The following is a 23458-nucleotide window of genomic DNA, read 5'->3' on the forward strand; positions in this document are numbered from 1 at the left end:
AGGTCGGGGGCCTGCAAGCTCCGCCCGCTTCAGACGGCCGTCCGAGGCGACACGCGCTGTGGCTGCGGTCACCCCGCCGATTGCAGCGGTGTCGCAGCGCCGCGTGGCGATGGGATGCGAACTCACGAACCGGGCTGGCGACGCGCGCCTGGCCGCGCGCGACCGTCAGCTGAAGATCGCTGGCGCCACCTGGATGCAGTTGCGCCCCTGCCGCTTGGCTGCATACAGCGCCTTGTCGGCCCGCGCGATCGCGGCAGCCGGGGTGTCTTCGCCACGCTGTCGGGTGGCGATCCCGATGCTCACCGTCAGCCGGATGCGCTGGTCGTCGTGACGTACCTCTCTGTTCTCGACAGCAATGCGCATGCGCTCGCCCAGCGCCCGGGCATCCGCGCCGTCGCGGCCAGGCAGCACCGCGATGAATTCCTCGCCACCGTAACGGCCGAACATGTCGGCCTCCGACAGCACGCCGCGCAATGCGCTGGCGACCTCGCGCAGGCACTCGTCGCCACAGGCATGGCCGAACCGGTCGTTGACCGACTTGAAATGATCGAGGTCGATGAACAGGACCGACACCGGACGGGCGCTGCGCTCGGCCTCGGCGAACGTGCGCTCGGTCCACAGGTCGATCGTCCGGCGGTTCATGCTGCCGGTCAGCGCGTCCATCTCCGCCGATAGCCGCAGCTTGACGGCAGCGGCAGCCTGGCCGACCTGCAGCTGCACGACGCGCGCCAGTTCGCCGATCACCGACATCTCCTCGGTGGTGAAGCCTTCGCCGCCCTCGCGGCGCAGCAACAGCACGCCCCAGCCCGGGGCGCGCACCTGGAATGGGACCAGCGCTTCCATCGCCACGACCGGACCGCCGGGCGAGGACCGCACCGGCTGCTGCAGCGCGAGGCCTGCGGTGGCCTGGCGCCGCAGGATCAGGCTCCGCCGGTTGATCTCGTGCTCCGCCGATGGGAGCGCGATGGAGGGCTCGACAAGCAGATGATCACGGCCCTGATAGTCACGCAGCACTGCGATGCAGGACTCGCTCGGCACCAGCGGCAGCAGGTGGTCCATCAGCAGGCGAAAGCCCTGCCAGGGGATCTCGCCCGGATCGAGGCCGTTGAGCTGGATCTGCAGCGCCGTCGACAGATCGGCGCGCGCGGCCTCGCGGCGCATCCTGCGCTCGGTGTCCAGGCGCGCGAGCCGGTCGCGCTCACGCGCCTCGCGGTAGTCGCCGATGCGGTGGGTCAGGGCCAGGGCCAGCACGAGCGCGAATGCGACCGCCGCGCCCTGATACGCCAGGTAGAGCAGCGACCCGCCCGGGGCCAGGCCGTGTCGCGCAAGCGCCAGCCACAGGCCGGCGCCTATCGCCACCACGCCGACGGAGGCCAACGCCCAGGCCAGCGGCACGCCGCGGCGCCCGGCGTCGACGAGCATGGCCAATACCGCCAGGCCCGCGAGCGTCCATGCGATGGCGCTGACAGGCTGGGACAGGCGTTCCAGCCACGGCAGGTTGAGCAGGAACAACGCGGCCAACCCGATCAGCACAACGCTGCCGCGACGCACGAGCCGTGCATGGCGCGGCTCATGGCCGTTGCTGGTGTAGGCCTCGATCATCCACAGCGCGGCCGCGGCCTGGACCAGGGTCAGCGCGGCCAGCCCCTGCAACCCCCACCACCCGAACAGCCGCACGCCCGGCAGTCCGTAAAGATGGCCGTTGAGGGCCTGCAGCAGCAGCATCAAGGGGACGATGAAGCCGAACAATCCGATGAAGAGCCGGTCGCGGGACGCATACGCCAGCGCCAGGGCCAGGGCTGCCAGCGTCAGCAGCCCCCCGTAGACCGCGCCGGTCAGTGCGATACCCGAAGCTTCGACGCGGCGGATGTCGGCGGCTTCGGCAAGCACCGGGCGCAGCCCGTCATGCAGCCCGCCGTCGACCTGCGCCCTCAGGACCGTCGGCCCGTGCGCGTCGCGCGGCAGCACAAAGCGATAGCCGTGCGGCAGGAGGCCCTCACCCGCGCCCACCGCGAAAAATTCCAGGGGTTCGCTCTGCCAGCCGTCGGCGGCTAGGAGTTGCAGCCGGTCCACCGGCTCGCGGGGAAACCACAGCGCCCAGCGCTCCGAGACCTCGGCCGGCAGCTCGACGCGCAGTTCGAACACCCCGTCCGACAGGGGCCGGACTTCGACCGGGTGGCTCTCTTCCGGCTGCAGCCGGGTCGTCGACACCAGCGCCGCGAACAGGCCCAACAGCAGCAGCAGGCAGGCGGCCAGCACCCAGCCATGACCTGGCATCGCCCGGGAGGCGCTCAACTCCATCGACAGGTCCGGCTGCCGCCCCGGCCCGGCCAGGGCGGGCATGCCTCGATGACCGGACGCGCTGGCTCGCGCATGCACCGCTCCCCCTGTTGATGCCTGTCCATCGCAACTCGCGTGCCACGGTTTCCGTACCGTCGTCACGAAAGTATGGCAGGTACCGGGCGCGGAGCGCGCTGATGCCCCGATGACGCCTTCGGCCTGCGGGATTGGGGCAGTCCGCTACACTGCACGGCTCACATCCGCTTCCTCCCCTGAGTCCCCATGTCCTCCCCAGGCCCTGCCGAATCCGCCGTTCAGCCCTCCGACGCCAGCGCACCGGTGCGTCAGGACTTCATCCGGCAGATCGTCCGCGAAGACCTGGCCAGCGGAAAGCACACGAGCGTGCGCACGCGTTTTCCGCCCGAGCCCAACGGCTACCTGCACATCGGCCACGCCAAGGCGATCTGCCTGGACTTCGGCATCGCCGCGGAATTCGGCGGCCGCTGCAACCTGCGTTTCGACGACACCAACCCGGAAAAGGAAGATCTCGAGTTCGTTCGCGCGATCGAGGACGACGTGCGCTGGCTCGGCTTCGACTGGGCCGAGTTGCGCCATGCCTCGGATTATTTCGACGTCTATTACGCCGCCGCGGAGAAGCTCATCAGGCAGGGCGACGCCTTCGTCTGCGACCTGACCGCCGAGCAGGTGCGCGAGTACCGCGGCACGCTGACCGAGCCGGGACGCGATTCCCCCTTCCGTGACCGCGGCGTCGAAGAGAACCTGGACCTCTTCCGGCGCATGCGCGCGGGCGAGTTCGCCGACGGGACCCGCACGCTGCGCGCGAAGATCGACATGGCCAGCGGCAACATGAATCTGCGCGATCCGGCGCTGTACCGGATCAAGCAGGTCACCCACCAGAACACCGGCGACGCCTGGCCGATCTATCCCATGTACGACTTCGCCCACGCGCTGGGCGACGCGATCGAAGGCATCACCCATTCGTTGTGCACGCTCGAGTTCGAGGATCACCGCCCGCTGTACGACTGGGTGGTGGACCGGGTCGACCTGGCGGGCAATCCGGACCTGCTGGCGTCGCTGACCAAGCGCGGCCTGCCGAACGTCGCTGCCAAGCCGCGGCAGATCGAGTTCTCGCGCCTGAACATCAACTACACGGTGATGAGCAAGCGCAAGCTGACCCAGCTGGTCGCCGAAGGCCTGGTCGACGGTTGGGACGACCCGCGCATGTACACCTTGCAGGGCCTGCGCCGGCGCGGCTACACACCGGCCAGCCTGCGCCTGCTGGTCGACCGCGTGGGCATCAGCAAGCAGAACTCGGTGATCGACTTCTCGGTGCTCGAGGGCGCATTGCGCGACGATCTTGACGCGCGCGCGCCGCGGCGCATGGCGGTGGTCGATCCCCTCAGGCTGGTGCTGACCAACCTGCCCGAGGGCCATGCCGAGACACTGGTGTTCTCCAACCACCCCAAGGACGAAGCGCAGGGCACTCGCGAGGTGCCGTTCTCGCGCCAGCTGTGGATCGAGCGCGACGACTTCGCCGAGGTGCCGCCCAAGGGCTGGAAGCGCCTGGTGCCGGGCGGCGAAGTCCGCCTGCGCGGCGCCGGCATCGTGCGCTGCGACGAAGTGGTGAAGGACGACAGCGGCGCGATCGTCGAACTGCGCGGCACGCTCGACCCCGAATCGCGCCCCGGCATGGAAGGCGCGAACCGCAAGATCAAGGGCACGATCCACTGGGTCAGCGCAGCGCATGCGGTCGAGGCCGAGGTGCGGTTGTTCGACCGCCTGTTCGTGGTCGCCAAACCCGACGATGAATCCACCGGCAAGACCTATCGCGACCACCTCAATCCCGAATCCAGGCGCAGCGTGACCGGCTACGTGGAACCCGCCGCTGCGGCCGCCTCGCCCGAGCAGGCATTCCAGTTCGAGCGCCTCGGCTACTTCGTCGCCGACCGTTACGACCATGCGCCTTCCAAGCCGGTGTTCAACCGCAGCGTGACCCTGCGCGACACCTGGGCCACCGGCAAGGACGCAGGCTGAGCATGCGCACGCCGCGCACACGGCACGACGGTAGGATCGGCGACATGGGCGCTCCCGCCACCCGCCTCCGACACCTGTTGTCCGCGATCGTCGCGACCGCGCTGCTCGCGCTGGCCGCGTGCGCCGCGCCGGCCACGTCCGCCCCGGTCGCTGCCGATCCGGCGCCGGTTTCCGACGGAGGCTCGCGCGGCACGCCGTTGCCGGCCAACCCGCTGCAGCCGGACCGCAGCTGCCGCGCCGACGGCGACTGCGCCGTCAAGAACGTCGGCAGCTGTTGCGGCTACCAGCCAGCCTGCGTCAACGCCAATGCACAGGTCGACCCGCAGGCGGTCCAGGCCGACTGCGCCCGCCGCGGCATTGCCGGGGTCTGCGGCTTCGTCGAGATCGAGGCCTGCACCTGCGTCAACTCGCGCTGCGAAGCGCCGTCCCCGGGCAGCCTGCTGCGCTGAGCGCACGCGCCCTTCCTTTCGTTCTTTCCGGAATTCCGATGCTGTATGCCCAGGTCCACCTGACCCTGCCCGCGTGGGTGCACGAACACGTCGATGCGTCACGCACGCATGCCGGCGACGACGCCAAGGTCGCGCTCGCGATCGAGCTGTCGCGGCTGAACATCGAGGCCGGAAGCGGCGGACCGTTCGGCGCGGTGGTGTTCGATGCCCACGACCGGATCGTCTCGGTCGGCGTCAACCGCGTCATGCCGCTCAGCTGTTCGGTCGCCCATGCCGAGACCATGGCCTACATGCTCGCGCAGCAGCGGCTGCAGACGCCGCGACTCAACGAGCATGGTCCGATGACCCTGGCGACGTCGTCGCAACCGTGCTGCATGTGCTACGGCGCCACCGTCTGGGCGGGCATCGACCGCCTGCTGATCGGCGCGCGTGCGCAGGACGTGGAAGCCCTGACCCCGTTCGACGAAGGTCCGTTGCCCGAAGACTGGATCGGCGCGCTCAACCAGCGCGGCATCGAGGTCGTGCGCGACATCCTGCGCGACGACGCCCGGGCGGTGCTGCGCACCTACGGCGAAACTGACGGAGCCAAGTACTGACATGCACGATCACGACCCGAACCAGAGCGACGCGACCGAGGTGACTGCCGCGGAGCACGCGACCGATGGCGGCGACGCAGCCGCCTCCTCGCCGTCGATCAGCGGCCTGCTGTGCTACTGCCGCGCCGGCTTCGAACCGGACCTGGCGGCGGAGCTGACCGAGCGCGCGGCCGGCGTGCATGTCGCCGGTTACGCCCAGACCAGCCGCAACGACGGCTATGTGCTGTTCCATTCCGACAACGGCCCGTCGCTGACCCACGAGCTGCCCTTCGCCGAACTCGTCTTCGCCCGGCAGAAGCTGATGCTGCTGGCCGAGCTGCGCGACCTCGATCCAACTGACCGCATCACTCCGATCTTCGAGGCGCTGGCCGGTCGCGGACGCCACGGCGAGCTGATGGTGGAGCATCCCGATTCCGAGGAAGGCAAGCAGCTCGCCGGACTCGCCCGCAGCTTCGGCAATGCACTGCGCCCGGCGCTGCGCAAGCGTGGATTCCTGAGCCAGAAGGACGAAGCGCGCTTCCCGCGGCTGCACGTGTTCTTCGTGTCCGGCACCCATGCCTATCTCGCCCAGTCGGTCGTCGGCGACAGTGCCCCCTGGCCACTCGGCATCCCGCGGCTGCGCATGCACGCCGATGCGCCGTCGCGCTCGGCGCTGAAGCTCGAGGAGGCCTTCATGGCGCTGCTGACCGAGCGCGAGCGTCATGCCCGCATCAAGCCGGGCATGCGCGCGGTGGACCTGGGCGCGGCGCCCGGCGGCTGGACCTGGGTGCTGACCCGCGAACACATGCGCGTGACCGCGGTCGACAACGGGCCGATGCAGGCCGAACTGCTCGAGACCGGACTCGTCGACCATCACCGCGTCGACGGGTTCCGCTACCAGCCGGTCGGCGCGGTGGACTGGATGGTCTGCGACATGGTCGAACAACCACGCAAGGTGGCCGAGCGCATGGCCACCTGGTTCCGCGAAGGCTGGTGCCGCAACGCGGTGTTCAACCTCAAGTTGCCGATGAAGAAGCGCTGGCAGGAAACGCTGCTGGCGCTGGACACCTTCGCCAACAACGCCGGCGAGCACGACAAACTCACCATCCGCGCCCGCCAGCTCTATCACGACCGCGAAGAGATCACGGTCTACGCGAGCGTCGAATAACCGGAGCAGCAGCGTCATGGCCGCAGGCTGGATCACCATCGTCGCCCCGTACCTGCCGGAGATCGTGCGGCTGGCGCGGCCGATCTTCACCCGCACGCCGCCGCTGATCGATCCGGGACAGCTGCGCCGAAACGACGTGGTCGATGCGCAGATCGCGGAACTGCAGGACGCCGCGGACCAGAACGCGGACTCGATCGGCAAGCTCGCCGCGGACATGCAGAAGACCATCGAGGTGCTGCAACTGGAGGCCGCGCGCGCGGAGCGGCGGCTGGTGCGCGCGCAGGCCCTGGCGATCATTGCGACGACCATCGCGGCGCTGGCGTTCGGCCTCGCGGCGTGGGCCCTGGCGCACTGACACCGGCGCCACACCGGCGCTGCATACTGCGCGCGCCTTCCCTTCCGGATCTCTGCGCATGGCGTCCAGCCTGCTGACCCTGCTCGACGATATCGCCACCGTCCTCGACGACGTGGCCCTGATGACCAAGGTGGCCGCGCGCAAGTCCGCCGGCGTGCTCGGCGACGATCTCGCCCTCAATGCCCAGCAGGTGACCGGCGTCAACGCCGATCGCGAATTGCCTGTGGTCTGGGCGGTCGCCAAGGGCTCGGCGCGCAACAAGGCGATCCTGGTGCCCGCGGCGCTGGCGATCAGTGCCTGGCTGCCGTGGCTGGTCACGCCGCTGTTGATGGCTGGCGGGCTGTTTCTCTGCTACGAGGGCTTCGAGAAGGTGATGCACAAGCTGGTGCACCGCGCCGAGGACGATGCGGCCAAGGCCTCGCGCACCGCCGCCCTGGCCGGCGCGGACGTCGATCCGGTCGCCTACGAGCGCGACAAGATCCGCGGCGCGGTCCGGACGGATCTGATCCTCTCGGCCGAGATCATCGCAATCACCCTCGGCACCGTCGCCTCCGCCGCCTTCCTGACCCGGCTGGGCGTACTGGTCGGCATCTCGGTGCTGATGACGATCGGCGTCTACGGACTGGTTGCCGGGATCGTGAAGCTCGATGACGCCGGCCTGTACCTGAGTCGCCGCGCGTCCGCCGTGGCGCAGGCGCTCGGCCGCGGCATCCTCGGTGTTGCGCCGTGGCTGATGAAGGCGCTGGCGATCGTCGGCACCGCGGCGATGTTCCTGGTTGGCGGCGGCATCCTCACCCACGCCGTGCACGACGTGCAGAGCTGGATCGACGATGCGGCCTCGGGCCTGGGCGCCTTGCCGGAGATCGGCGCGGTACTGGGGGCGATGCTGCCGACCGTAATCAACGCGGTGGTCGGCGTGGTGGCCGGTGGTCTCGTGGTCGGCGTCGTCACGCTGGTCCGGCGCTTGCGCGGCAGGCCGGCGTCGGCGCACTGAGCACAGCAGCGCCGCCTGAGCGGTCCGCGCGGCGCAGCACTTCGCCGGACCGATATGCAGCGGCATCCCGTGCCGGCCGGGCTGCACCGGCCGCCGGCCATGGCCTGCGCAACTGCAGCCCTGCCCGATCGTGACCACGGCTCGTGACCGGGCCGCGAGAACGGTCAGCCGGCGGGATGACGATCGGCCGCCGACCGCGGTGCGGGATCGGCCACAACACCGGCGACGACCTCGCAGCGTGCCGGCCGTGAGCCATGGCCAACGCGCCCGCGCGTTGCCACCACTCCTTCGGCGGTCAGACGCCGGCGGCCCGCTTCCACAGCAGATTGCGCAGCGGCGGCAGCGCCCCCGCGATGCCCAAAGCATGGCTGCGCAGCAGCACGGGCAGCAGTGCCTCGTTCGAATAGGCGCGGTTGATCGTCTCGAACGCATGCGCAGCGACCGCACTCTCGCTGCGACGGATGCGCGCCCAGCGCGCGAGGCGCTGCGCGCCGTCCCAGCGGGCGCCGCGGCGGCGGGCATCGGCGATGCTGTCCGCCAGGCCGATCACGTCGCGCAGGCCCAGGTTCACGCCCTGCCCGGCCAGGGGATGCACGACATGGGCCGCGTCGCCGATCACCAGCACCCGCCCGCGGACGTGGCTGTCGGCGAGCTGACGTCGCAACGGGAACGCAACCCGCGCCGAGACCGGATCGAGCGCGCCGAGCCGGCCACCCGACGCGCGGGTCAGGGCGTCGCCGAACGCCGCATCGTCGAGCGCGACCAGCCGCGCGGCCTCGGCGGCCGGCACGGTCCAGACGATGGAACTGCGCCCGTCGGCAACCGGCAGCAGCGCCAGCGGGCCGGTCGGGAGAAAACGCTGCCAGGCGGTGTCGCGGTGCGGCGCTTCGCTCTCGATGTAGCCGACCACGCCGGACTGCCCGTATTCGTGGGCATCCACGCCGATGCCGGCGAGACCGCGCAGGGTGGAACCGGCGCCGTCGGCGGCGATCGCAATGCGGGCTTCGAGTCGGCCGCCGTCGGAGAGCCGCAGCGAAGCGCCGTCGTCGTGCTGCTCCAGCGTCTCGACCGAGGCCGGCGCCAGCACCTCGACGCCTGCTGCCGCGAGCCGCGTCCACAACCGGTCGACCAGCAGCCCGTGCTCGACGATCCAGCCGAGCTCGCGCATGCCCAGGGCGTCCGCATCGAACACCAGTTCACTGCCACCGCCGGCATCCCAGACCTGCATGCGCCGGTAGGGCTGGGCGCGGGTTTCGCGGACGCCCTCCCACACACCCAGCCCACGCAACAGCGCGGCGCTGTCGTGGGCGAGGGCGTAGACGCGCAGGTCCGGCGCCGCCGCCGACCAGCGCGCGGGCGCCCGCGCCTCGACCAGCACGACATCGAGATCCTGTGCGGCCAGGGCCAGCGCGCAGGCGGCGCCGACCACGCCACCACCGACCACGACGACATCCCGCCGATCACGCCGGCTCATGTGGCACCTCCGCGGCACAGGGCCGGCACGTCGCCGCGATAACCCATCGCGCCACCGGCGAGCATCGCCTGCAGGCTGCTGTCGCGATCGATCGCCAGCAGGCCGAGGCTGCGCAGCGGTCGCAGCAGCGCTGCGGGGTTGGCGGTGATGCGCGCAAGCCCGTCCGAGAACGCCAGCGTGCGTTCGCGATCCTCACGGCGACGCGCGGCGTAGTGCTCGAGCAGTTCGGGCGCGCCAGGATCCCCTGCGCCCGCGATGCACTCCGCCAGCGTCAACGCATCGCGCAGTCCCAGGTTGAAGCCCTGGGCGCCGATCGGATGCAGGCTCTGCGCCGCGTTGCCGACCAGCACCGCGCGCGCATCGATCACCCGCCCGGCCACGACCCGCCGCGCGGGATGCCGGCTGCGCGGACCCACGCCGAGCAGGCGCCCGGCGCGCCAGCCGAAGATCCGCTGCACGCGCGCCAGAAACGCCGAATCATCCAGCGCGGCCACCGCCGCGGCGTCGGCCGCGGCGACGCCGTGGACCAGGCCGTAGTGGCGATCGCCGCGTGGCAGCAGGGCGGTCGGGCCGTTGTCGGTCAGGCGCTCGAACGCGCGCCCGTCCGGCGGCCGCGCCGTGCGCAGGCGCGCAATGAACAGCGTCTGCGCGTAGTCGTGGAATTCGGCGTCGATGCCGAGGGACGCGCGGATCGCGCTGTCGCTGCCATCGGCACCGACCACCAGGCGTGCGCGCACGCGGTATTCGCCATCGGCGTTGGCCAGGCGGACCACGCGCCAGCCATCCTCGATGCCGTCAAAGCCGATGAAGCGCGCGGGCCGCTGCCGGACCAGCGCGGGCAGTTCCGACAGGCGCGCCTCCAGCGCTTCGCCGAAGTCCCGTGCGACCACGACCTGGCCGAAGGCTTCGCGACCGTAATCCGATGCAGCCAGCCGGACCCGGCCGAAATCGCCGGCGCGGCTGACGTGGATCTCGCGGATCGGCCCGGCCGGCGCATGCAGCTTCTGCAGCACGCCCAGCGCGGTGAGCGCATGGACGGTGGCCTCGGCGAAACTGAGGTTGCGCTGGTCGAACACCGCGGGCATCGCACCGGGCGGCGTCGCTTCGACCAGCGCGGCACCGACGCCGGCGCGCTCGAGCGCGATCGCAAGACTGGCCCCAACCAGGCCGCCGCCGACGATGAGCACATCGTGCCGGTCGGACGCAGCGTCGGCACGCGGGGAAATGCTGGATATCCGGGCATCTTCAGGCATTGCGCTATGCTAACGCCCCCATTGTCCGAACGCTGCCCGATGAACCGTCCTCTGTCCGATGCGTTGCTGGCTCCGGGTCCGCTGATGTTGGCCGTGATGATCGTCGTCGCCGCGCTCAGCCGGTTCCTGCCGATGCCGCCCAACTTCGCGCCTGTCGTGGCCGTCGCCCTGTTTGCCGGCGCCTTCTTCGCGCACCGCGGCCTGGCCGTTGCCGTGCCACTGCTGGTGATGGCGCTGTCGGATCTCGCACTGGGCCTGGTTCGCGGCGGAACGTTCATGGAGTACTTCACGACCTCGATGTACGCCCCCAGCCTGCTGATCAATTACGCCTGCATGGCGCTGATCGTGGTGCTGGCCTACGGCATGCGCGGCCGGGTCACCGGCGGGCGGGTCCTCGGTTACTCGCTGGCGGGTTCGGTGGTGTTCTTCGCGGTCAGCAATTTCGCGGTGTGGCTGACCGCCATGTCGGTGCCGGGCCACGCTGCCTGCATGGCTGGCCTGATGCCGTGCTACGTAGCGGCCGTGCCGTTCTTCAAGTGGACCGTGCTCGGCACGCTGTTCTACTCCGCCCTGCTGTTCGGCGGGTTCGCGATGCTCCGCGCACGCATCCCGATGCTGCGCGCACAGACGGTCTGACGCCGGCGGCATCGCGCTGCCGAGCGCTCCTGTCCTCAAGACCGGGAACGCCGATGGGTAACCGCCTCTCCAGGATCTACACCCGCACCGGCGACGACGGCTCGACCGGACTCGGCGACGGCGCGCGCGTCGGCAAGGACTCGTTGCGGGTCGCCGCCTACGGCACCGTCGATGAAGCCAACTCGACGCTCGGCCTGCTGCTCGCGGCGGAGGTTCCGGACGATATCCGTAGCCTGCTGACCACGGTCCAGCACCAGCTGTTCGACCTCGGCGGGGAGCTGTGCATCCCCGGCCATGCCGCGATCGAGGACGCCGACATCGAGCGTCTCGAGCAGCAGCTCGACCGCTACAACGACGACCTGCCTCCACTGAAGGATTTCATCCTGCCCGGCGGCGGCGAGGCGGCTGCGCGTTGCCACATCGCCCGCACCGTGGTCCGCCGCGCCGAACGCGAGGCGGTCGCGCTCGCAAGGGCGGAGGATGTCCGCCCGCAGGCGGTGCGGTATCTCAACCGGCTTTCCGATCTGCTGTTCGTGCTGGCCCGGGTCCTGGCACGCGCCAGCGGGCACGGCGAGGTGCTCTGGAACCACGAGCGGCGGCGCTGAACGATGCACCACCCGGTCGGCTTCGACGGCGGTGACCAGCGGCGAGTGCCGGTGTTCTCGCATCCGAGCTGCCTGGACCACGACACCGGCCCGGGTCATGCCGAGCGACCGGAGCGCCTCGCCGCTGTCATCGAGGCGCTGCGGGCCGCGTTCCCCGACCTTGATCTGCGCCAGTCGCCGCCCGCGACGCGGGGGCAGCTGCTGCGCGTCCACGGCCCCGCCCTGCTCGCGACCGTGCTCGATTCGCACCCCACCGGACGCATCCCCCTCGACAGCGACACCGTGCTATCGCCAGGCTCGGCGCAGGCCGCGCTGCATGCCGCAGGCGCCGGAGTCGCCGCCGTCGACACCGTCTTCGACGGCAGCGCCACTCGCGTGTTCTGCGCGGTCCGTCCACCCGGCCACCACGCGACCGGTGACATCGCGATGGGCTTCTGCCTGTTCAACAACATCGCCGTCGCCGCCGCGCATGCGCTCGACCGGTACGGACTGGCCCGTGTTTCGGTCGTCGATTTCGACGTGCACCACGGCAACGGCACCCAGGCGATCTTCGAGGCGGAGCCGCGGGTGCAGTACGTCAGTTCGCACCAGCTGCCCCTGTTTCCCGATACCGGCACGCGCCGCGAGCGGGGGGTGGGCAACATCGTCAATGTGCCGCTGGCACCGGGAACCGGCAGCCAGCGTTTCTGCGAGGCGTGGCGTGAGCGGCTGCTGCCGGAGATCGAGGCATTCGCACCGCAACTGATCCTGGTCTCGGCCGGTTTCGACGCGCACTGGCGGGATCCGCTGGCCCAGCTCCAGCTCGAGGCCGAAGACATCGGCTGGCTGAGCGGCGAGCTCGTGGCCCTCGCCGACCGGTTCTGCGAGGGCCGGCTGGTCTCGATGCTCGAAGGCGGTTACGACCTGCAGGCATTGCGCGAATGCAGTGTCGCCCACCTGCGCGCGCTGTCGACCTGAGGCCATCCGTCCGGTCTTGCCGGCGGTCCCGCGCAGCCAATCCGACCCGCAAATAACGTGAACGAGCCGTCACGGCGGCGCATTGCCGCTGTCCCGGTGATCGGTCATGCTGGCGCCCGTTTTCCCCTGCTGAACGAACCCACCGTGCGCACAGCCCTCCGCCTGCTTCCCCTGCCGTTCTGTATTGCGGTGTCGCTGTCCGCCCAGGCCGACGATGCATTGCGTCCGAACTACTGGGCCCTGTGCCCGATCGAGGATGCGGTGCCGGCGTTCGCCGACGCCCAGGCGCCTGTCGGCACGGTCGAGGATCGCGAGCGGCAGCCGACCGACATCGATGGCGATGCCCTCGATGGCCTGGCGGGCATGGACTCAGATTTCACCGGCAACGTGAGCGGCAACGTGACCCTGCGCCGCGGCGACCAGTTTCTGGGCACCGACGACCTGCAGTTCTCCCAGGAGGACGGCACCTTTGTCGCGAACGGCAACGTGCGCTACCAGGACCGCGGCATGCGCGTTGTGGCCGACCGTGTCGAAGGCGACACGATCTCCGAGTCCTACCGGATGGATGCCGTCCGCTACCAGCTCACCGAGCGGCGGGGCAATGGTGGCGCGGACCACATCCGCATGGACGGCGCCGTGGGCGCGCTGCTCGGTTCGACCTATTCGACATGTACCCCCAGCGACCGGTGGTGGGAGCTGCGGGCGGGCCAGATCGACATCGATACCGACATGGGCATGGGCACCGCGCGCAATGCGACCCTGCGCGTGGGCAAGGTACCGGTGCTGTACGTGCCGTGGTTCCGCTTCCCGATCGACGAGCGCAGGCTCTCCGGTCTGCTGTTCCCGCGGATCTCGCAGTCCAGTCGCAACGGATTCGACTACACCCAGCCGATCTATCTCAATCTCGCGCCCAACTACGACATGACGCTCGAACCGCGCTTCATGAGCCGGCGCGGCGTGCAGCTGGGCACCGAGTTCCGCTTCCAGACCAGCCGCGCGCGCGGTGAACTCGATGCCGCCTACCTGCCGTCCGACAAGCTGGCGGAGCGCGAGCGGGAGCGCGAGGCCGAGGAAGTACCGATCGTCGAGAACCGGCGCAAGGACGACCGCGGCTTCTTAAACTTCGGCGGCTCGCTCGACATCAACCCCACCTGGCAGGGGCGCACCAACCTCACCTGGATGAGCGATCCGCGTTACCTGGAGGACGCGAGCAACAACGTCGACACAAGCTCGGCGATCAGCGCCGTCAGTCTCATCGGTGTATTTGGCCAGGGAAGGTCGGGCGAGCTCGGATTCTGGAATGCGAGCGTGCTGGCCGACTATCAGCTGCTGACCGATTACACGCTGCCGGAGTGGATCCTTCCCTACAACCGCTTGCCGCATGCGTCCTTCACCTGGCAACGGCCTTACGGCCGCTGGATCAACGCCGGCGTCGACAGTACGGCTACCCGGTTCTCGCATGTGGATCCGGCCTTTCGACCTGGCGGCAGCCGCGTCGACCTCAAGCCCTATCTGTCTCTGCCGTTCGAAGGGGCGGCCTGGTTCGTGCGCCCGACCCTCGCCTGGCGCCACACCGCGTATTCACTCGACCGTGAACTCACCGAAGCGCTCGCCGCACAGCGCGCGCGGGCCGAGCTCGGAATTCCTGGCGACCAGGCCGTTCCCGCCGACACGCTCGCGCTGTACCGCAACAGCTCACCCAGCCGCAGCCAGCCGATCAGCTCGATCGACGCAGGCCTGTTTTTCGACCGCAACACCCGCTGGCGCGGCGAGGACTACCTGCACACGCTCGAGCCGCGAGTGTTCTATCTCCACTCGCCCTACCGCGACCAGTCCGCACTGCCGCTGTTCGACACCAGCCCGCTGACGTTCGGCTGGGGCCAGCTGTTCCGCGACAACCGCTACTCGGGCGCCGACCGCCAGGCCGATGCCAACCAGGTCACGATGGCCGTGAGCACGCGGCTGATCCGCGAATCCGACGGGTCCGAAAAGCTCTCCGCAAGCCTCGGCCAGATCGTCTACCTGTCCGATTCTCGGGTCACGATCCCCGGCGAGATGCAGGTCGAACGGGGGCGTTCGGCATGGGTTACCGATGCCACCTATGCAATCAATGATCGCTGGACGGTCAGCGGCGCCTACCAGTGGGATCCGAAGTTCCGCCGTGAAGACCTGATGTCGCTGCGGACGCGCTACCTGATCGGCGAGGAGGGCATCGTCAATTTCGCCTATCGCCGCCGCGCCGACCTGATCGAGCAGGCCGACCTGTCGTTCCTGTATCCGATCAGCCCGGCCTGGAGTGTGGTCGGGCGCTATTACTATTCGTTTACGGACGCGCGTCTGCTCGAAGCGATCGCCGGCGTCCAGTGGGACAGCTGCTGCCTGGCGGCCCGCGTCGTCGCTCGCCGCTACCTGCGCAATCGCCAGGGCGAGCTGAACAACGCGATCATGTTCGAGCTGGAACTCAAGGGCCTGGGCTCTGCCGGACCGAACACGGAGGACCGTTTGCGCCGTGCTATTCTCGGTTATTACCGCGACGATCTCTATCTCGTGCCGCCGTCCGAGCTGCGCAACAGCGACGACGATGAGACCCTCACCCCCGGCCTGAGCCAATGAAGACACTCATCCTTTCCCTCGCGGCCGCAGCCGCGCTGTTTGCGGCGTCCGCGAGCGCCCAGGACCTGCAGCCACTCGACCGCATTGCCGCCGTCGTCGACGAGGACGTCATCCTCGCCAGCGAACTGGAGCGGGCCGTGGCCAACATCCGTGGCCAGTACGCGACGCGCCAGGACCAACTGCCACCGCAGGATATCCTCGAGCGTCAGGTGCTCGAGCGCCTCATCACGCTGCGCCTGCAGACGGCGACCGCCCAGCGCACCGGCGTGCGCGTGAGCGACCAGGACGTCGACCAGGCGATTGCCGCGATCGCCCAGCAGAACAACTTCACGATCGACCAGCTGCGCCGCCAGCTCGCCGGCGACGGGATGTCCTTCGATGATTTCCGCGACTCTCTGCGCGACGAGTTGCTGATCCAGCGCATGCGCCAGCGCTTCGCGCAGACCCGCATCTCGGTCAGCGACGCCGAGGTCGAAGCCGCCCTGTCGGCACAGGCCACCGGTGCCCAGTACCGTCTGGCGCACATCCTGGTGGCTTTGCCGGAAGGCGCGACACCCGAGCAGATCCAGACCGGCCAGCAGAAGATCGACGGCATCAAGTCGCTGCTCGACCGCAACGAGATGGAGTTCTCCGCCGCGGCCGTTCGCTATTCCGACAGCCCCAACGCCCTCGAAGGCGGTGATCTTGGCTGGCGCCGCGCCGACGAGATCCCGGCTGCGTTCGCCACTGCGGTCACCGACCTGCAGCCCGGTCAGATCATCGGCCCGATCCGCGGCCCGAGCGGCTTCCAGCTGCTGCAGCTGGTGGACCGGCGCGATGCTGCGCAGTCGTCCGGGGCCGGCTCGGTCACTGAATTCCAGGCGCGCCATATCCTGCTGCGTGCGCAGCCGGGTGACGATGCCGCGGCCAAGGCCCGCGCCGACAGCCTGCGTGCCCGCATCGTCGGCGGCGCCGACTTCGCCGAGCTTGCCCGTGAGAACTCGGACGACGCCAGCACCAAGGCCAGCGGTGGCGATCTGGGCTGGTTCACCCAGGACCAGTTCGGCCCGGATTTCGGCAGCCAGGTCGCGGCGATCGGCGACGGCGACGTGTCGCAGCCCTTCCGCACCCAGGCGGGCTGGCACATCGTCCAGCGTCAGGCCACGCGCCAGACCGCCGGCAACGCCGACAACCGCCGCGCCCAGGTCCGCGAGGCCATCGGCCAGCGCAAGCTCGAGGACGAGTGGGACCGTTACGTGCGCGAACTGCGCGGCGAGGCCTACGTGAGCGTGCGCGTCGGGCCGAATCGCGACCCCGAGATCGGCGGCTGAAATGACCCGTCCGCGGTTGGCGCTGGTCCCGGGCGAACCGGCCGGCGTCGGCCCGGAGTTGTGCGTGCGCGCCGCCTGGCGCGCCAGCGACTGCACGCTGGTCGCCATCGGTGATCGTGACAGCCTGCAGCGCGCGGCCGATGCGATCGGCCTGCCCATCGCCTTCACCGATCCCGATGCCATCGACGTGGCCCCCGGGACCTTGCGCCTGATCGACATCCCCCATCTGGCCCCGGCTGCGCTCGGCAGGCCGGATCCGCGCAATGCGCGCAGCATCATCGAGGGCCTGCTCTTCGCAGCCGCGGGCTGCCGCCAGGGCGACTTCGATGGCATGGTCACCGGACCTGTCCACAAGGCCGCGATCAACGCCGGCGGGGTGGCCTATACCGGGACCACCGAGCTGCTGGCGACCGACGCTGGCTGCGAGGTCGTGATGATGCTCGCCAATCCGCTGCTGCGGGTCGCGCTCGCGACCACGCATCTGCCGCTGCGCGCGGTCCCCGACGCGATCACCGCGCCGTTGCTGGAGCGGGTCATCGGCATCCTTGATGGCGCGCTGCGCCGCGACTTCCGCATCGAGAGCCCGCGCATCGCGGTGCTGGGGCTCAACCCGCATGCGGGCGAAGCGGGCCATCTCGGCCATGAAGAGCTGCAGACCATCGAGCCGGTACTGGCGCACCTGCGTGATGCGCGCGGCCTGATGCTCGAAGGGCCGCTGCCCGCGGACACCGCTTTCCTCCCCTCACGGCTGGCGAATGTGGATGCGGTGCTGGCGATGTACCACGACCAGGGCCTGCCCGTGCTCAAGTACAGCGGCTTCGAGCATGCGGTGAACATGACCCTCGGCCTGCCCTACCCACGGGTCGCGGTCGACCACGGCACGGCGCTCGAGCTGGCCGGCAGCGGCCGGGCGGATCCCTCCAGCCTGTTCGCGGCCATCGACCAGTGCGCGCGCCTGGGCCGCAATCGTATGGCGGGCCGGTGAGCGGGACGATCCACTGGGACGACTTCATGCGGGTGGACCTGCGCGTCGGCCGCGTGATTTCCGCCGAGCCCTTCGCGGCTGCACGCCGTGCCGCCTATGTGCTGCATGTCGACTTCGGCCCCGACATCGGCGTGCGCAAGTCCAGCGCACAGGTCACCGCGCACTACACGCCGGAGTCCCTCGTCGGGCGCCTCGTGGTGGGCGTGGTCAATTTCCCGCCCAAGCAGATCGGGCCGCTGATGTCGGAATGCCTGGTCACCGGCTTCCACGACGCCGACGGCCATGTCCGACTGTGCATTCCCGACGGCGATGTCGCCCCCGGCACGCGCCTGCTGTAAGCCTTCCCATTCGTCCGCAACGGCTGTTCCCACGATGACGCGTTCCCCTGCAACTCCCGGCACTTTCTCCGAGCCGGCGAAAAAATCGCTCGGCCAGAACTTCCTGCACGAGAGAGGCGTCGTGGATCGCATCGTGCAAGCGGTGAATCCGAAGCCCGGGGAGCGACTCGTCGAGATCGGACCAGGTCAGGGCGCGATGACATTCCCGCTGCTGGCGCGCCACGGCGCGCTGACCGCGATCGAGTTCGACCGCGACCTGCTCGAGCCACTGACGGTGCAGGCGGCGCCGCACGGCGCGCTCACCCTCATCCACGCCAACGTGCTGGATGTCGACTTCACGGCGCTCGCGGACGGCGCGCCGATCCGGCTGGTCGGCAACCTGCCCTACAACCTCTCGTCGCCGATCCTGTTCCACGCGCTCGACCACGCCGCGGCCATCACCGACATGCATTTCATGCTGCAGAAGGAAGTGGTCGAGCGCATGGCTTCGGGCCCTGGCAGCAAGGTCTACGGGCGCCTGAGCGTGATGCTGCAGGCCTATTGCGAAGTGACGATGCTGTTCGTCGTCGGTCCCGGCGCGTTCCGGCCGGCGCCCAAGGTCGACTCGGCCGTCGTGCGGCTGACCCCGCGTCCGGCCGAGACGATCGGAGTCGTCGATCCACGCCGCTTTGCCGACATCGTGCGCGCCGCGTTCGGACAGCGCCGCAAGACACTGCGCAACGCGGTCTCGACACTGATGGACAGCGATGCCATCGCCGCCGCAGGCATCGATCCGCAGTTGCGTGCGGAGCAGCTGTCGGTCGCCGATTTCGTGCGGCTGGCGAACCATCCGGTAGCGGCGTAGTCGAAGCATTCATGGCCTCCGGATACACTGTGCGCGACATGGACGAGACTGCCGACTACACACTGGAAATCCAGATCGCGACGCGATTCCTCGATGAGGAATCGCAGCCCGATGACGACCGTTACGTCTTCGCCTACACGATCCGCATCCGCAACGTCGGTCGCCTGCCGGCGCAGCTGCTGGGGCGCCACTGGGTCATCACCGATGCCAATGGCAAGACCGAGGAAGTCCACGGCGACGGCGTCGTCGGCGAACAGCCGCGGCTCGAGCCGGGTGAGGACTTCATCTACACCTCCGGCGCGGTGCTCTCCACCGCGGTCGGAACAATGGAAGGCTCGTACGACATGATGGGCGACGACGGCGCGCATTTCGACGCTCCGATTCCGCCGTTCACGCTGTCGATCCCGCGAACCCTGCACTGATGGCGATCTGGGCGATCGGCGATCTGCAGGGCTGCTACGGCCCCACCCAAAGGCTGCTCGAAGCGATCCGCTTCGATCCGGCGGTCGACCGCCTGTGGTTCTGCGGCGATCTGGTCAATCGTGGCGGCGAATCGATCGAGACGCTGCGCCTGGTGCACTCGCTGCGTGAGAACGTCGTCAGCGTGCTGGGCAACCACGATCTGTCGCTGCTTGCGATCGCCGAGCGCCGGGAGGAAGACCAGCGCAAGGTCAACTCGGACCTCCAGGGGGTACTGTTCGCCCATGATCGCGACGTGCTGCTCGACTGGCTGCGCACCTGCCCCTTGCTGCACGTGGACCGCGAGCTGGGCTGGATGATGCTGCACGCGGGCCTGGCGCCGCGCTGGGACGTCGAGCTCGCTCAGCGCCACGCGCGCGAGGTCGAACACAAGCTCCGCGGCGAGGGCTATCGCAAGCTGCTGCGCAACATGTACGGCGATCGACCGGCATGGTCACCCAACCTCACCGGCCATGACCGCGACCGCGCGATCATCAACGTCTTCACGCGCATGCGCTACTGCGCCCCGCGTGGACGTATCGCCTTTGACGAAAAGGGCAAGCCCGGGACCCAGCAGCCCGGCCTCTACCCCTGGTACGAAGTGCCCGGCCGCGCCGATCGCGATCTCAAGATCGCCTGCGGCCACTGGTCGACGCTGGGACTGTTCATCGGCCACGGCGTGCACGCACTCGACACCGGTGCGGTGTGGGGCGGCAAGCTCACGGCCTTGCAGTTGGACGCCGAGACCCTGCGCGTGGTGCAGGTGCCGGGCCGCGACGTTTCCGGCCTGCCGCCACGCAAGGGACACGACTGAGTCAACCCGCGCCGCAGTCCCGCGAGCGGCCGCATTTCATCAGCATCCGCCCTCGCGCCGGCAGCGCTTGACGCAGGGCGCGTCGGCGCATTCGCCACACGCCCGGTGACTCGCCGACCGCTCGTCAATCGACGGCACCACGACGCTCCCGACCCACTGCGTCACACGACGGTGCCGGCAGGCATTGGCGCGCGTCGCGAGCGCTGACGTGCGTGGCTTGTGATCAGGCCCCGTCAACGCCGCCGATATTCTACGAACTCGAATGCATGTGCGTGCCGTGCGTCGCTCGCATGCATCTGGCGCGAGACCTCGCGCCACTGGCCAGCGTCCCAGGCGGGGAAGAAGGCGTCCGCGTCCTCCACGATCGTGTCGACATGGGTCAGTTGCAGCACGTCTGCATGCGGCAGCGTCAGCGCGTAGACCTCGCCGCCGCCGATCACGCACAACTCCTCAGCGTGTTGCTGCCCTGCGATGGCGACCGCCGCGTCCAGCGTGGCCACCGCCTGCATGCCCTCGAAGGGCACGCGGCCACTCCGCGTCAACACCAGGTTGGTCCGTCCCGGCAGGGCGCGGCCGATCGCCTCGGCGGTGCGTCGGCCCATCAGCACCGGCTTGCCGAGCGTCAGTCGTTTGAAGTGGCGGAAATCGTCCGGCAGGTGCCAGGGCATCGCATTGCCGCGGCCGATCGCGCGATTGCGGTCGAGCGCGGCGACCAGCACGACGCGCGGCGCCGCGCGGCGCGTGTAGGCATCGCCCGTTTCATGAGGCTGTTGGCCGGGATCGCCCATCTGCTGTTGCCTGTCGGCGTCAGACCGCGACCGGCGCCTTGATCGCCGGCAGCGGGTCGTAGCCATCGATCGCGATGTCCTCGAAGCGGAACGCGAACAGATCGGTCACCTCGGGGTTCAGGCGCAGCGTCGGCAGCGGCCGGGGCGCACGTGCGAGCTGCTCGCGCGCCTGCTCTAAGTGGTTCGAGTAGAGGTGGGCGTCACCGAGCGTGTGCACGAAATCGCCGACCCCCAGCCCCGTCACCTGCGCAACCATGTGGGTCAGCAGCGCGTAACTGGCGATGTTGAACGGCACCCCGAGGAAGATGTCTCCGCTGCGCTGGTAGAGCTGACAGCTGAGCTTTCCGTCGACCACGTAGAACTGGAACATCGTGTGACAGGGCATCAGGGCCATGTCCGGAAGATCGGCGACGTTCCAGGCACTGACGATCAGCCGACGCGAGTCCGGGTTGCGGCGGATCTCGTCGACGACCCAGCGGATCTGGTCGATCTCGCGGCCGTCGCTGCCGGTCCAGCGCCGCCACTGCTTGCCGTAGACCGGGCCGAGATTGCCGTGGGCATCGGCCCATTCGTCCCAGATGCCGACCTTGTGCGCCTTGAGATACTCGATGTTGGTGTCGCCCTGCAGGAACCACAACAGCTCGTGGATGATCGAGCGCAGGTGCAGCTTCTTGGTCGTGACCAGCGGGAAGCCCTGCGCCAGGTCGAAACGCATCTGCCAGCCGAACACGCTGCGGGTGCCGGTGCCCGTGCGGTCGGCCTTGTCGTTGCCGTGTTCGAGTACGTGGCGCAGCAGCTCGAGATACGCCTGCACGTCAGTCCACCCTCGCCGTCGCGGGTACCAGCGGCAGCAACACCGGCGCGGTGCGCGAACGCCACAGCAGGAACAGACCCAATGCGATCAGCGGGATCGACAGCACCTGCCCCATCGTCAACCAACCGAAGGCCAGATAGCCGAGGTCGGCATCGGGCACACGCACGAACTCGACCAGGAACCGGAACACGCCGTAGAGCAGCGCGAACAGGCCCGAGACCGCGTAGCGGCGGCGCGGCTGCCGCGAGAACCCCCACACCAGCACGAACATCACCACGCCCTCGAGGAAGGCCTGATAGAGCTGCGAGGGATGCCGGGCGAACTGGTCCAGCGCGCCGGCCGCGAACTCGGCCTGCAGCCGCTCGGCGGACCAGCCGCGGAACACGGGGTCGGTCGGGAACACCACGCCCCAGCCGGCCTGCGTGTACTTGCCCCACAGCTCGGCGCCGATGTAGTTGCCGATCCGGCCCAGGCCCAGGCCCAGCGGCACCAGGGGAGCGACGAAATCCATGACGTCGAAGAAGTGCAGCCGCTGCCGGCGCGACCACAGCCATGCCGCCACCAGCACGCCCAGCAGGCCCCCGTGGAAGCTCATGCCGCCATCCCAGACCTTGAACAGCATCAGCGGGTCGGCCAGCAGCTCGCCGGTCGCATAGAACAGCACGTAACCGATGCGGCCGCCGAGGATCACGCCGAGGATGCCGTAGAACAGCAGGTCGCCGAAGGCCTCCTCGTCCACGCCGGGCAACCGGCCGGCGCGGATCCGCGCGCGCCCGAGCAGCCACGCACTGGCGAAGGCCAGCAGGTACATCACGCCGTACCAGTGCACCGAGGGCTGGAAGGGACCGATCTGTGGCAGCTGCAGGGCGATCGGATCGATCTGGTGGAGAATCGTCATCGGATCAGCGCGGCATCGGGTCGGTGGGCTCATCCACCGGCGGCGTGCGCTCGCCGCGCACGCGCATCGCGTTGCGCTTGGCCCACAGGTTCAGCAGCTCGACCGCGGCGGAGAACCCCATCGAGCCATAGATGTAGCCCTTGGGAATGTGCACGCCCACGCCATCGAGCAGCAGGTACGCGCCGATCAGCACGATGAAGGCCAGCGCCAGCATCTTCACCGTCGGGTTCGCGTCGATGAACTTGCCGAGCGGTTGCGCCGCCACCAGCATCACCGCCACCGCCAGCAGGATCGCGCAGACCATCACCGGCACGTAGTCGCCGGCCATGCCGACCGCGGCGATCACCGAGTCGAGCGAGAACACGATGTCGATGACCGCGATCTGCGCGATCACCGTGCCGAACGACGCGGTCGCCTTGCCGAGCGTGCCGTGCGCTTCGCCGTCCTCGCCCTTGAGCTGCTCGCGGATCTCCATCGCGCCCTTCACGATCAGGAACAGGCCGCCGAGGATCAGCACCAGATCACGCACCGATATGCCGCGTCCGAATACGGCGAACAGCGGATCGGTCAGCCCTGCGAGCCACGCGAGCATCAGCAGCAGGCCGATGCGGGTGACGCAGGCAACCGCGATGCCGAACTTGCGCGCGAACTCGCGCTGTTCCAGGGGCAGCTTGGCGACGGCGATCGAAATGAACACCAGGTTGTCGATGCCCAGAACGATCTCGATCGCGCTGAGGGTGATCAGCAGGATCCAGACCTGCGGGTCGGTAAGCAATTCCATCATGGGGAAGAGG

General features: G+C 69.3%; 23 protein-coding genes. 16 read left to right on the forward strand and 7 right to left on the reverse strand.

The genetic code is table 11. The features are described 5' to 3' along the window. Positions 1-165: 165 nt before the first annotated feature. Positions 166-2343: a diguanylate cyclase gene (locus EGK76_RS11610; RefSeq protein ID WP_123832729.1), complete on the reverse strand. Its 2178-nt coding sequence runs from the start codon at positions 2341-2343 to the stop codon at positions 166-168. Positions 2344-2562: 219 nt separating this feature from the next. Between EGK76_RS11610 and EGK76_RS11615 the strand changes: the two genes are divergently transcribed. From EGK76_RS11615 to EGK76_RS11640, 6 genes are all read left to right on the forward strand, one after another. Next, the gene (locus EGK76_RS11615; protein ID WP_123832730.1) at positions 2563-4335 is read left to right on the forward strand and encodes a glutamine--tRNA ligase/YqeY domain fusion protein; all 1773 of its coding nucleotides are present in this window, start codon (positions 2563-2565) and stop codon (positions 4333-4335) included. Between the two features lie 44 nt (positions 4336-4379). After that, complete coding sequence (locus EGK76_RS11620) at positions 4380-4784, forward strand: hypothetical protein (RefSeq protein WP_123832731.1); 405 nt, start codon at positions 4380-4382, stop codon at positions 4782-4784. Between the two features lie 38 nt (positions 4785-4822). After that, positions 4823-5380: a nucleoside deaminase gene (locus EGK76_RS11625; RefSeq protein ID WP_123832732.1), complete on the forward strand. Its 558-nt coding sequence runs from the start codon at positions 4823-4825 to the stop codon at positions 5378-5380. A gap of 97 nt (positions 5381-5477) precedes the next feature. Continuing rightward, positions 5478-6527, forward strand: coding sequence for a 23S rRNA (cytidine(2498)-2'-O)-methyltransferase RlmM (gene rlmM / locus EGK76_RS11630; protein ID WP_123832871.1), 1050 nt, complete (start codon positions 5478-5480; stop codon positions 6525-6527). Between the two features lie 16 nt (positions 6528-6543). Then, complete coding sequence (locus tag EGK76_RS11635; RefSeq protein WP_123832733.1) at positions 6544-6882, forward strand: hypothetical protein; 339 nt, start codon at positions 6544-6546, stop codon at positions 6880-6882. A 58-nt stretch (positions 6883-6940) separates the two neighbouring features. Then, on the forward strand, positions 6941-7876 hold the full coding sequence (locus EGK76_RS11640) for a DUF808 domain-containing protein (RefSeq protein WP_123832734.1): 936 nt from the start codon (positions 6941-6943) through the stop codon (positions 7874-7876). A gap of 295 nt (positions 7877-8171) precedes the next feature. On the opposite strand, the gene EGK76_RS11645 is transcribed toward EGK76_RS11640, so the two are convergent. Both EGK76_RS11645 and ubiH read right to left on the reverse strand, forming a co-directional pair. After that, entirely contained in the window at positions 8172-9350 is a 1179-nt protein-coding gene (locus EGK76_RS11645) for an FAD-dependent oxidoreductase (protein ID WP_123832735.1), read from the reverse strand. Beyond that, complete coding sequence (ubiH, locus tag EGK76_RS11650; RefSeq protein ID WP_123832736.1) at positions 9347-10603, reverse strand: 2-octaprenyl-6-methoxyphenyl hydroxylase; 1257 nt, start codon at positions 10601-10603, stop codon at positions 9347-9349. Before ubiH ends, EGK76_RS11645 begins: the two co-directional genes overlap by 4 nt. Before the next feature lie 39 nt (positions 10604-10642). On the opposite strand from ubiH, the gene EGK76_RS11655 reads away from it, so the two are divergent. The 10 genes from EGK76_RS11655 to EGK76_RS11700 all read left to right on the forward strand — a co-directional run bounded on the left by EGK76_RS11655 (position 10643) and on the right by EGK76_RS11700 (position 20164). Next, the gene (locus tag EGK76_RS11655; protein ID WP_123832737.1) at positions 10643-11239 is read left to right on the forward strand and encodes a DUF6580 family putative transport protein; all 597 of its coding nucleotides are present in this window, start codon (positions 10643-10645) and stop codon (positions 11237-11239) included. Between the two features lie 53 nt (positions 11240-11292). Next, positions 11293-11844 carry a cob(I)yrinic acid a,c-diamide adenosyltransferase gene (locus tag EGK76_RS11660; protein ID WP_096297348.1) on the forward strand — a complete coding sequence of 184 codons (552 nt, stop codon included), beginning with the start codon at positions 11293-11295 and terminating at the stop codon, positions 11842-11844. A 45-nt stretch (positions 11845-11889) separates the two neighbouring features. Next, the gene (locus EGK76_RS11665; protein ID WP_123832872.1) at positions 11890-12801 is read left to right on the forward strand and encodes a histone deacetylase family protein; all 912 of its coding nucleotides are present in this window, start codon (positions 11890-11892) and stop codon (positions 12799-12801) included. Between the two features lie 144 nt (positions 12802-12945). Next, complete coding sequence (gene lptD / locus EGK76_RS11670) at positions 12946-15414, forward strand: LPS-assembly protein LptD (protein ID WP_123832738.1); 2469 nt, start codon at positions 12946-12948, stop codon at positions 15412-15414. Continuing rightward, entirely contained in the window at positions 15411-16724 is a 1314-nt protein-coding gene (locus EGK76_RS11675) for a peptidylprolyl isomerase (RefSeq protein WP_123832739.1), read from the forward strand. The genes lptD and EGK76_RS11675 overlap by 4 nt, the downstream gene beginning before the upstream one ends. A gap of 1 nt (position 16725) precedes the next feature. Next, positions 16726-17709: a 4-hydroxythreonine-4-phosphate dehydrogenase PdxA gene (pdxA, locus tag EGK76_RS11680; protein WP_096297345.1), complete on the forward strand. Its 984-nt coding sequence runs from the start codon at positions 16726-16728 to the stop codon at positions 17707-17709. Continuing rightward, positions 17706-18047 carry a tRNA-binding protein gene (locus EGK76_RS11685; RefSeq protein WP_096300349.1) on the forward strand — a complete coding sequence of 114 codons (342 nt, stop codon included), beginning with the start codon at positions 17706-17708 and terminating at the stop codon, positions 18045-18047. Before pdxA ends, EGK76_RS11685 begins: the two co-directional genes overlap by 4 nt. Positions 18048-18081: 34 nt before the next feature. Next, on the forward strand, positions 18082-18891 hold the full coding sequence (rsmA, locus tag EGK76_RS11690) for a 16S rRNA (adenine(1518)-N(6)/adenine(1519)-N(6))-dimethyltransferase RsmA (protein WP_123832740.1): 810 nt from the start codon (positions 18082-18084) through the stop codon (positions 18889-18891). Between the two features lie 38 nt (positions 18892-18929). After that, complete coding sequence (gene apaG, locus EGK76_RS11695; RefSeq protein WP_096300347.1) at positions 18930-19313, forward strand: Co2+/Mg2+ efflux protein ApaG; 384 nt, start codon at positions 18930-18932, stop codon at positions 19311-19313. After that, positions 19313-20164 carry a symmetrical bis(5'-nucleosyl)-tetraphosphatase gene (locus EGK76_RS11700; RefSeq protein WP_096297343.1) on the forward strand — a complete coding sequence of 284 codons (852 nt, stop codon included), beginning with the start codon at positions 19313-19315 and terminating at the stop codon, positions 20162-20164. Before apaG ends, EGK76_RS11700 begins: the two co-directional genes overlap by 1 nt. Positions 20165-20397: 233 nt before the next feature. Here the strand turns inward: EGK76_RS11700 and EGK76_RS11705 are convergent, their stop codons facing one another. The 4 genes from EGK76_RS11705 to EGK76_RS11720 are packed head-to-tail and all read right to left on the reverse strand — an operon-like array spanning position 20398 to position 23448. Next, positions 20398-20952 carry a dihydrofolate reductase gene (locus tag EGK76_RS11705; RefSeq protein WP_123832741.1) on the reverse strand — a complete coding sequence of 185 codons (555 nt, stop codon included), beginning with the start codon at positions 20950-20952 and terminating at the stop codon, positions 20398-20400. 19 nt (positions 20953-20971) lie between these two features. Then, positions 20972-21766, reverse strand: coding sequence for a thymidylate synthase (locus tag EGK76_RS11710; RefSeq protein WP_123832742.1), 795 nt, complete (start codon positions 21764-21766; stop codon positions 20972-20974). A gap of 1 nt (position 21767) precedes the next feature. Further along, positions 21768-22664, reverse strand: coding sequence for a prolipoprotein diacylglyceryl transferase (gene lgt, locus EGK76_RS11715; RefSeq protein ID WP_123832743.1), 897 nt, complete (start codon positions 22662-22664; stop codon positions 21768-21770). A gap of 4 nt (positions 22665-22668) precedes the next feature. Then, the gene (locus tag EGK76_RS11720) at positions 22669-23448 is read right to left on the reverse strand and encodes a TerC family protein (protein ID WP_096297339.1); all 780 of its coding nucleotides are present in this window, start codon (positions 23446-23448) and stop codon (positions 22669-22671) included. Positions 23449-23458: the final 10 nt, after the last annotated feature.

It is taken from the genome of Luteimonas sp. 100069, assembly GCF_003813845.1.
In the GTDB taxonomy this organism is placed as follows: Bacteria; Pseudomonadota; Gammaproteobacteria; order Xanthomonadales; family Xanthomonadaceae; genus Luteimonas; species Luteimonas chenhongjianii.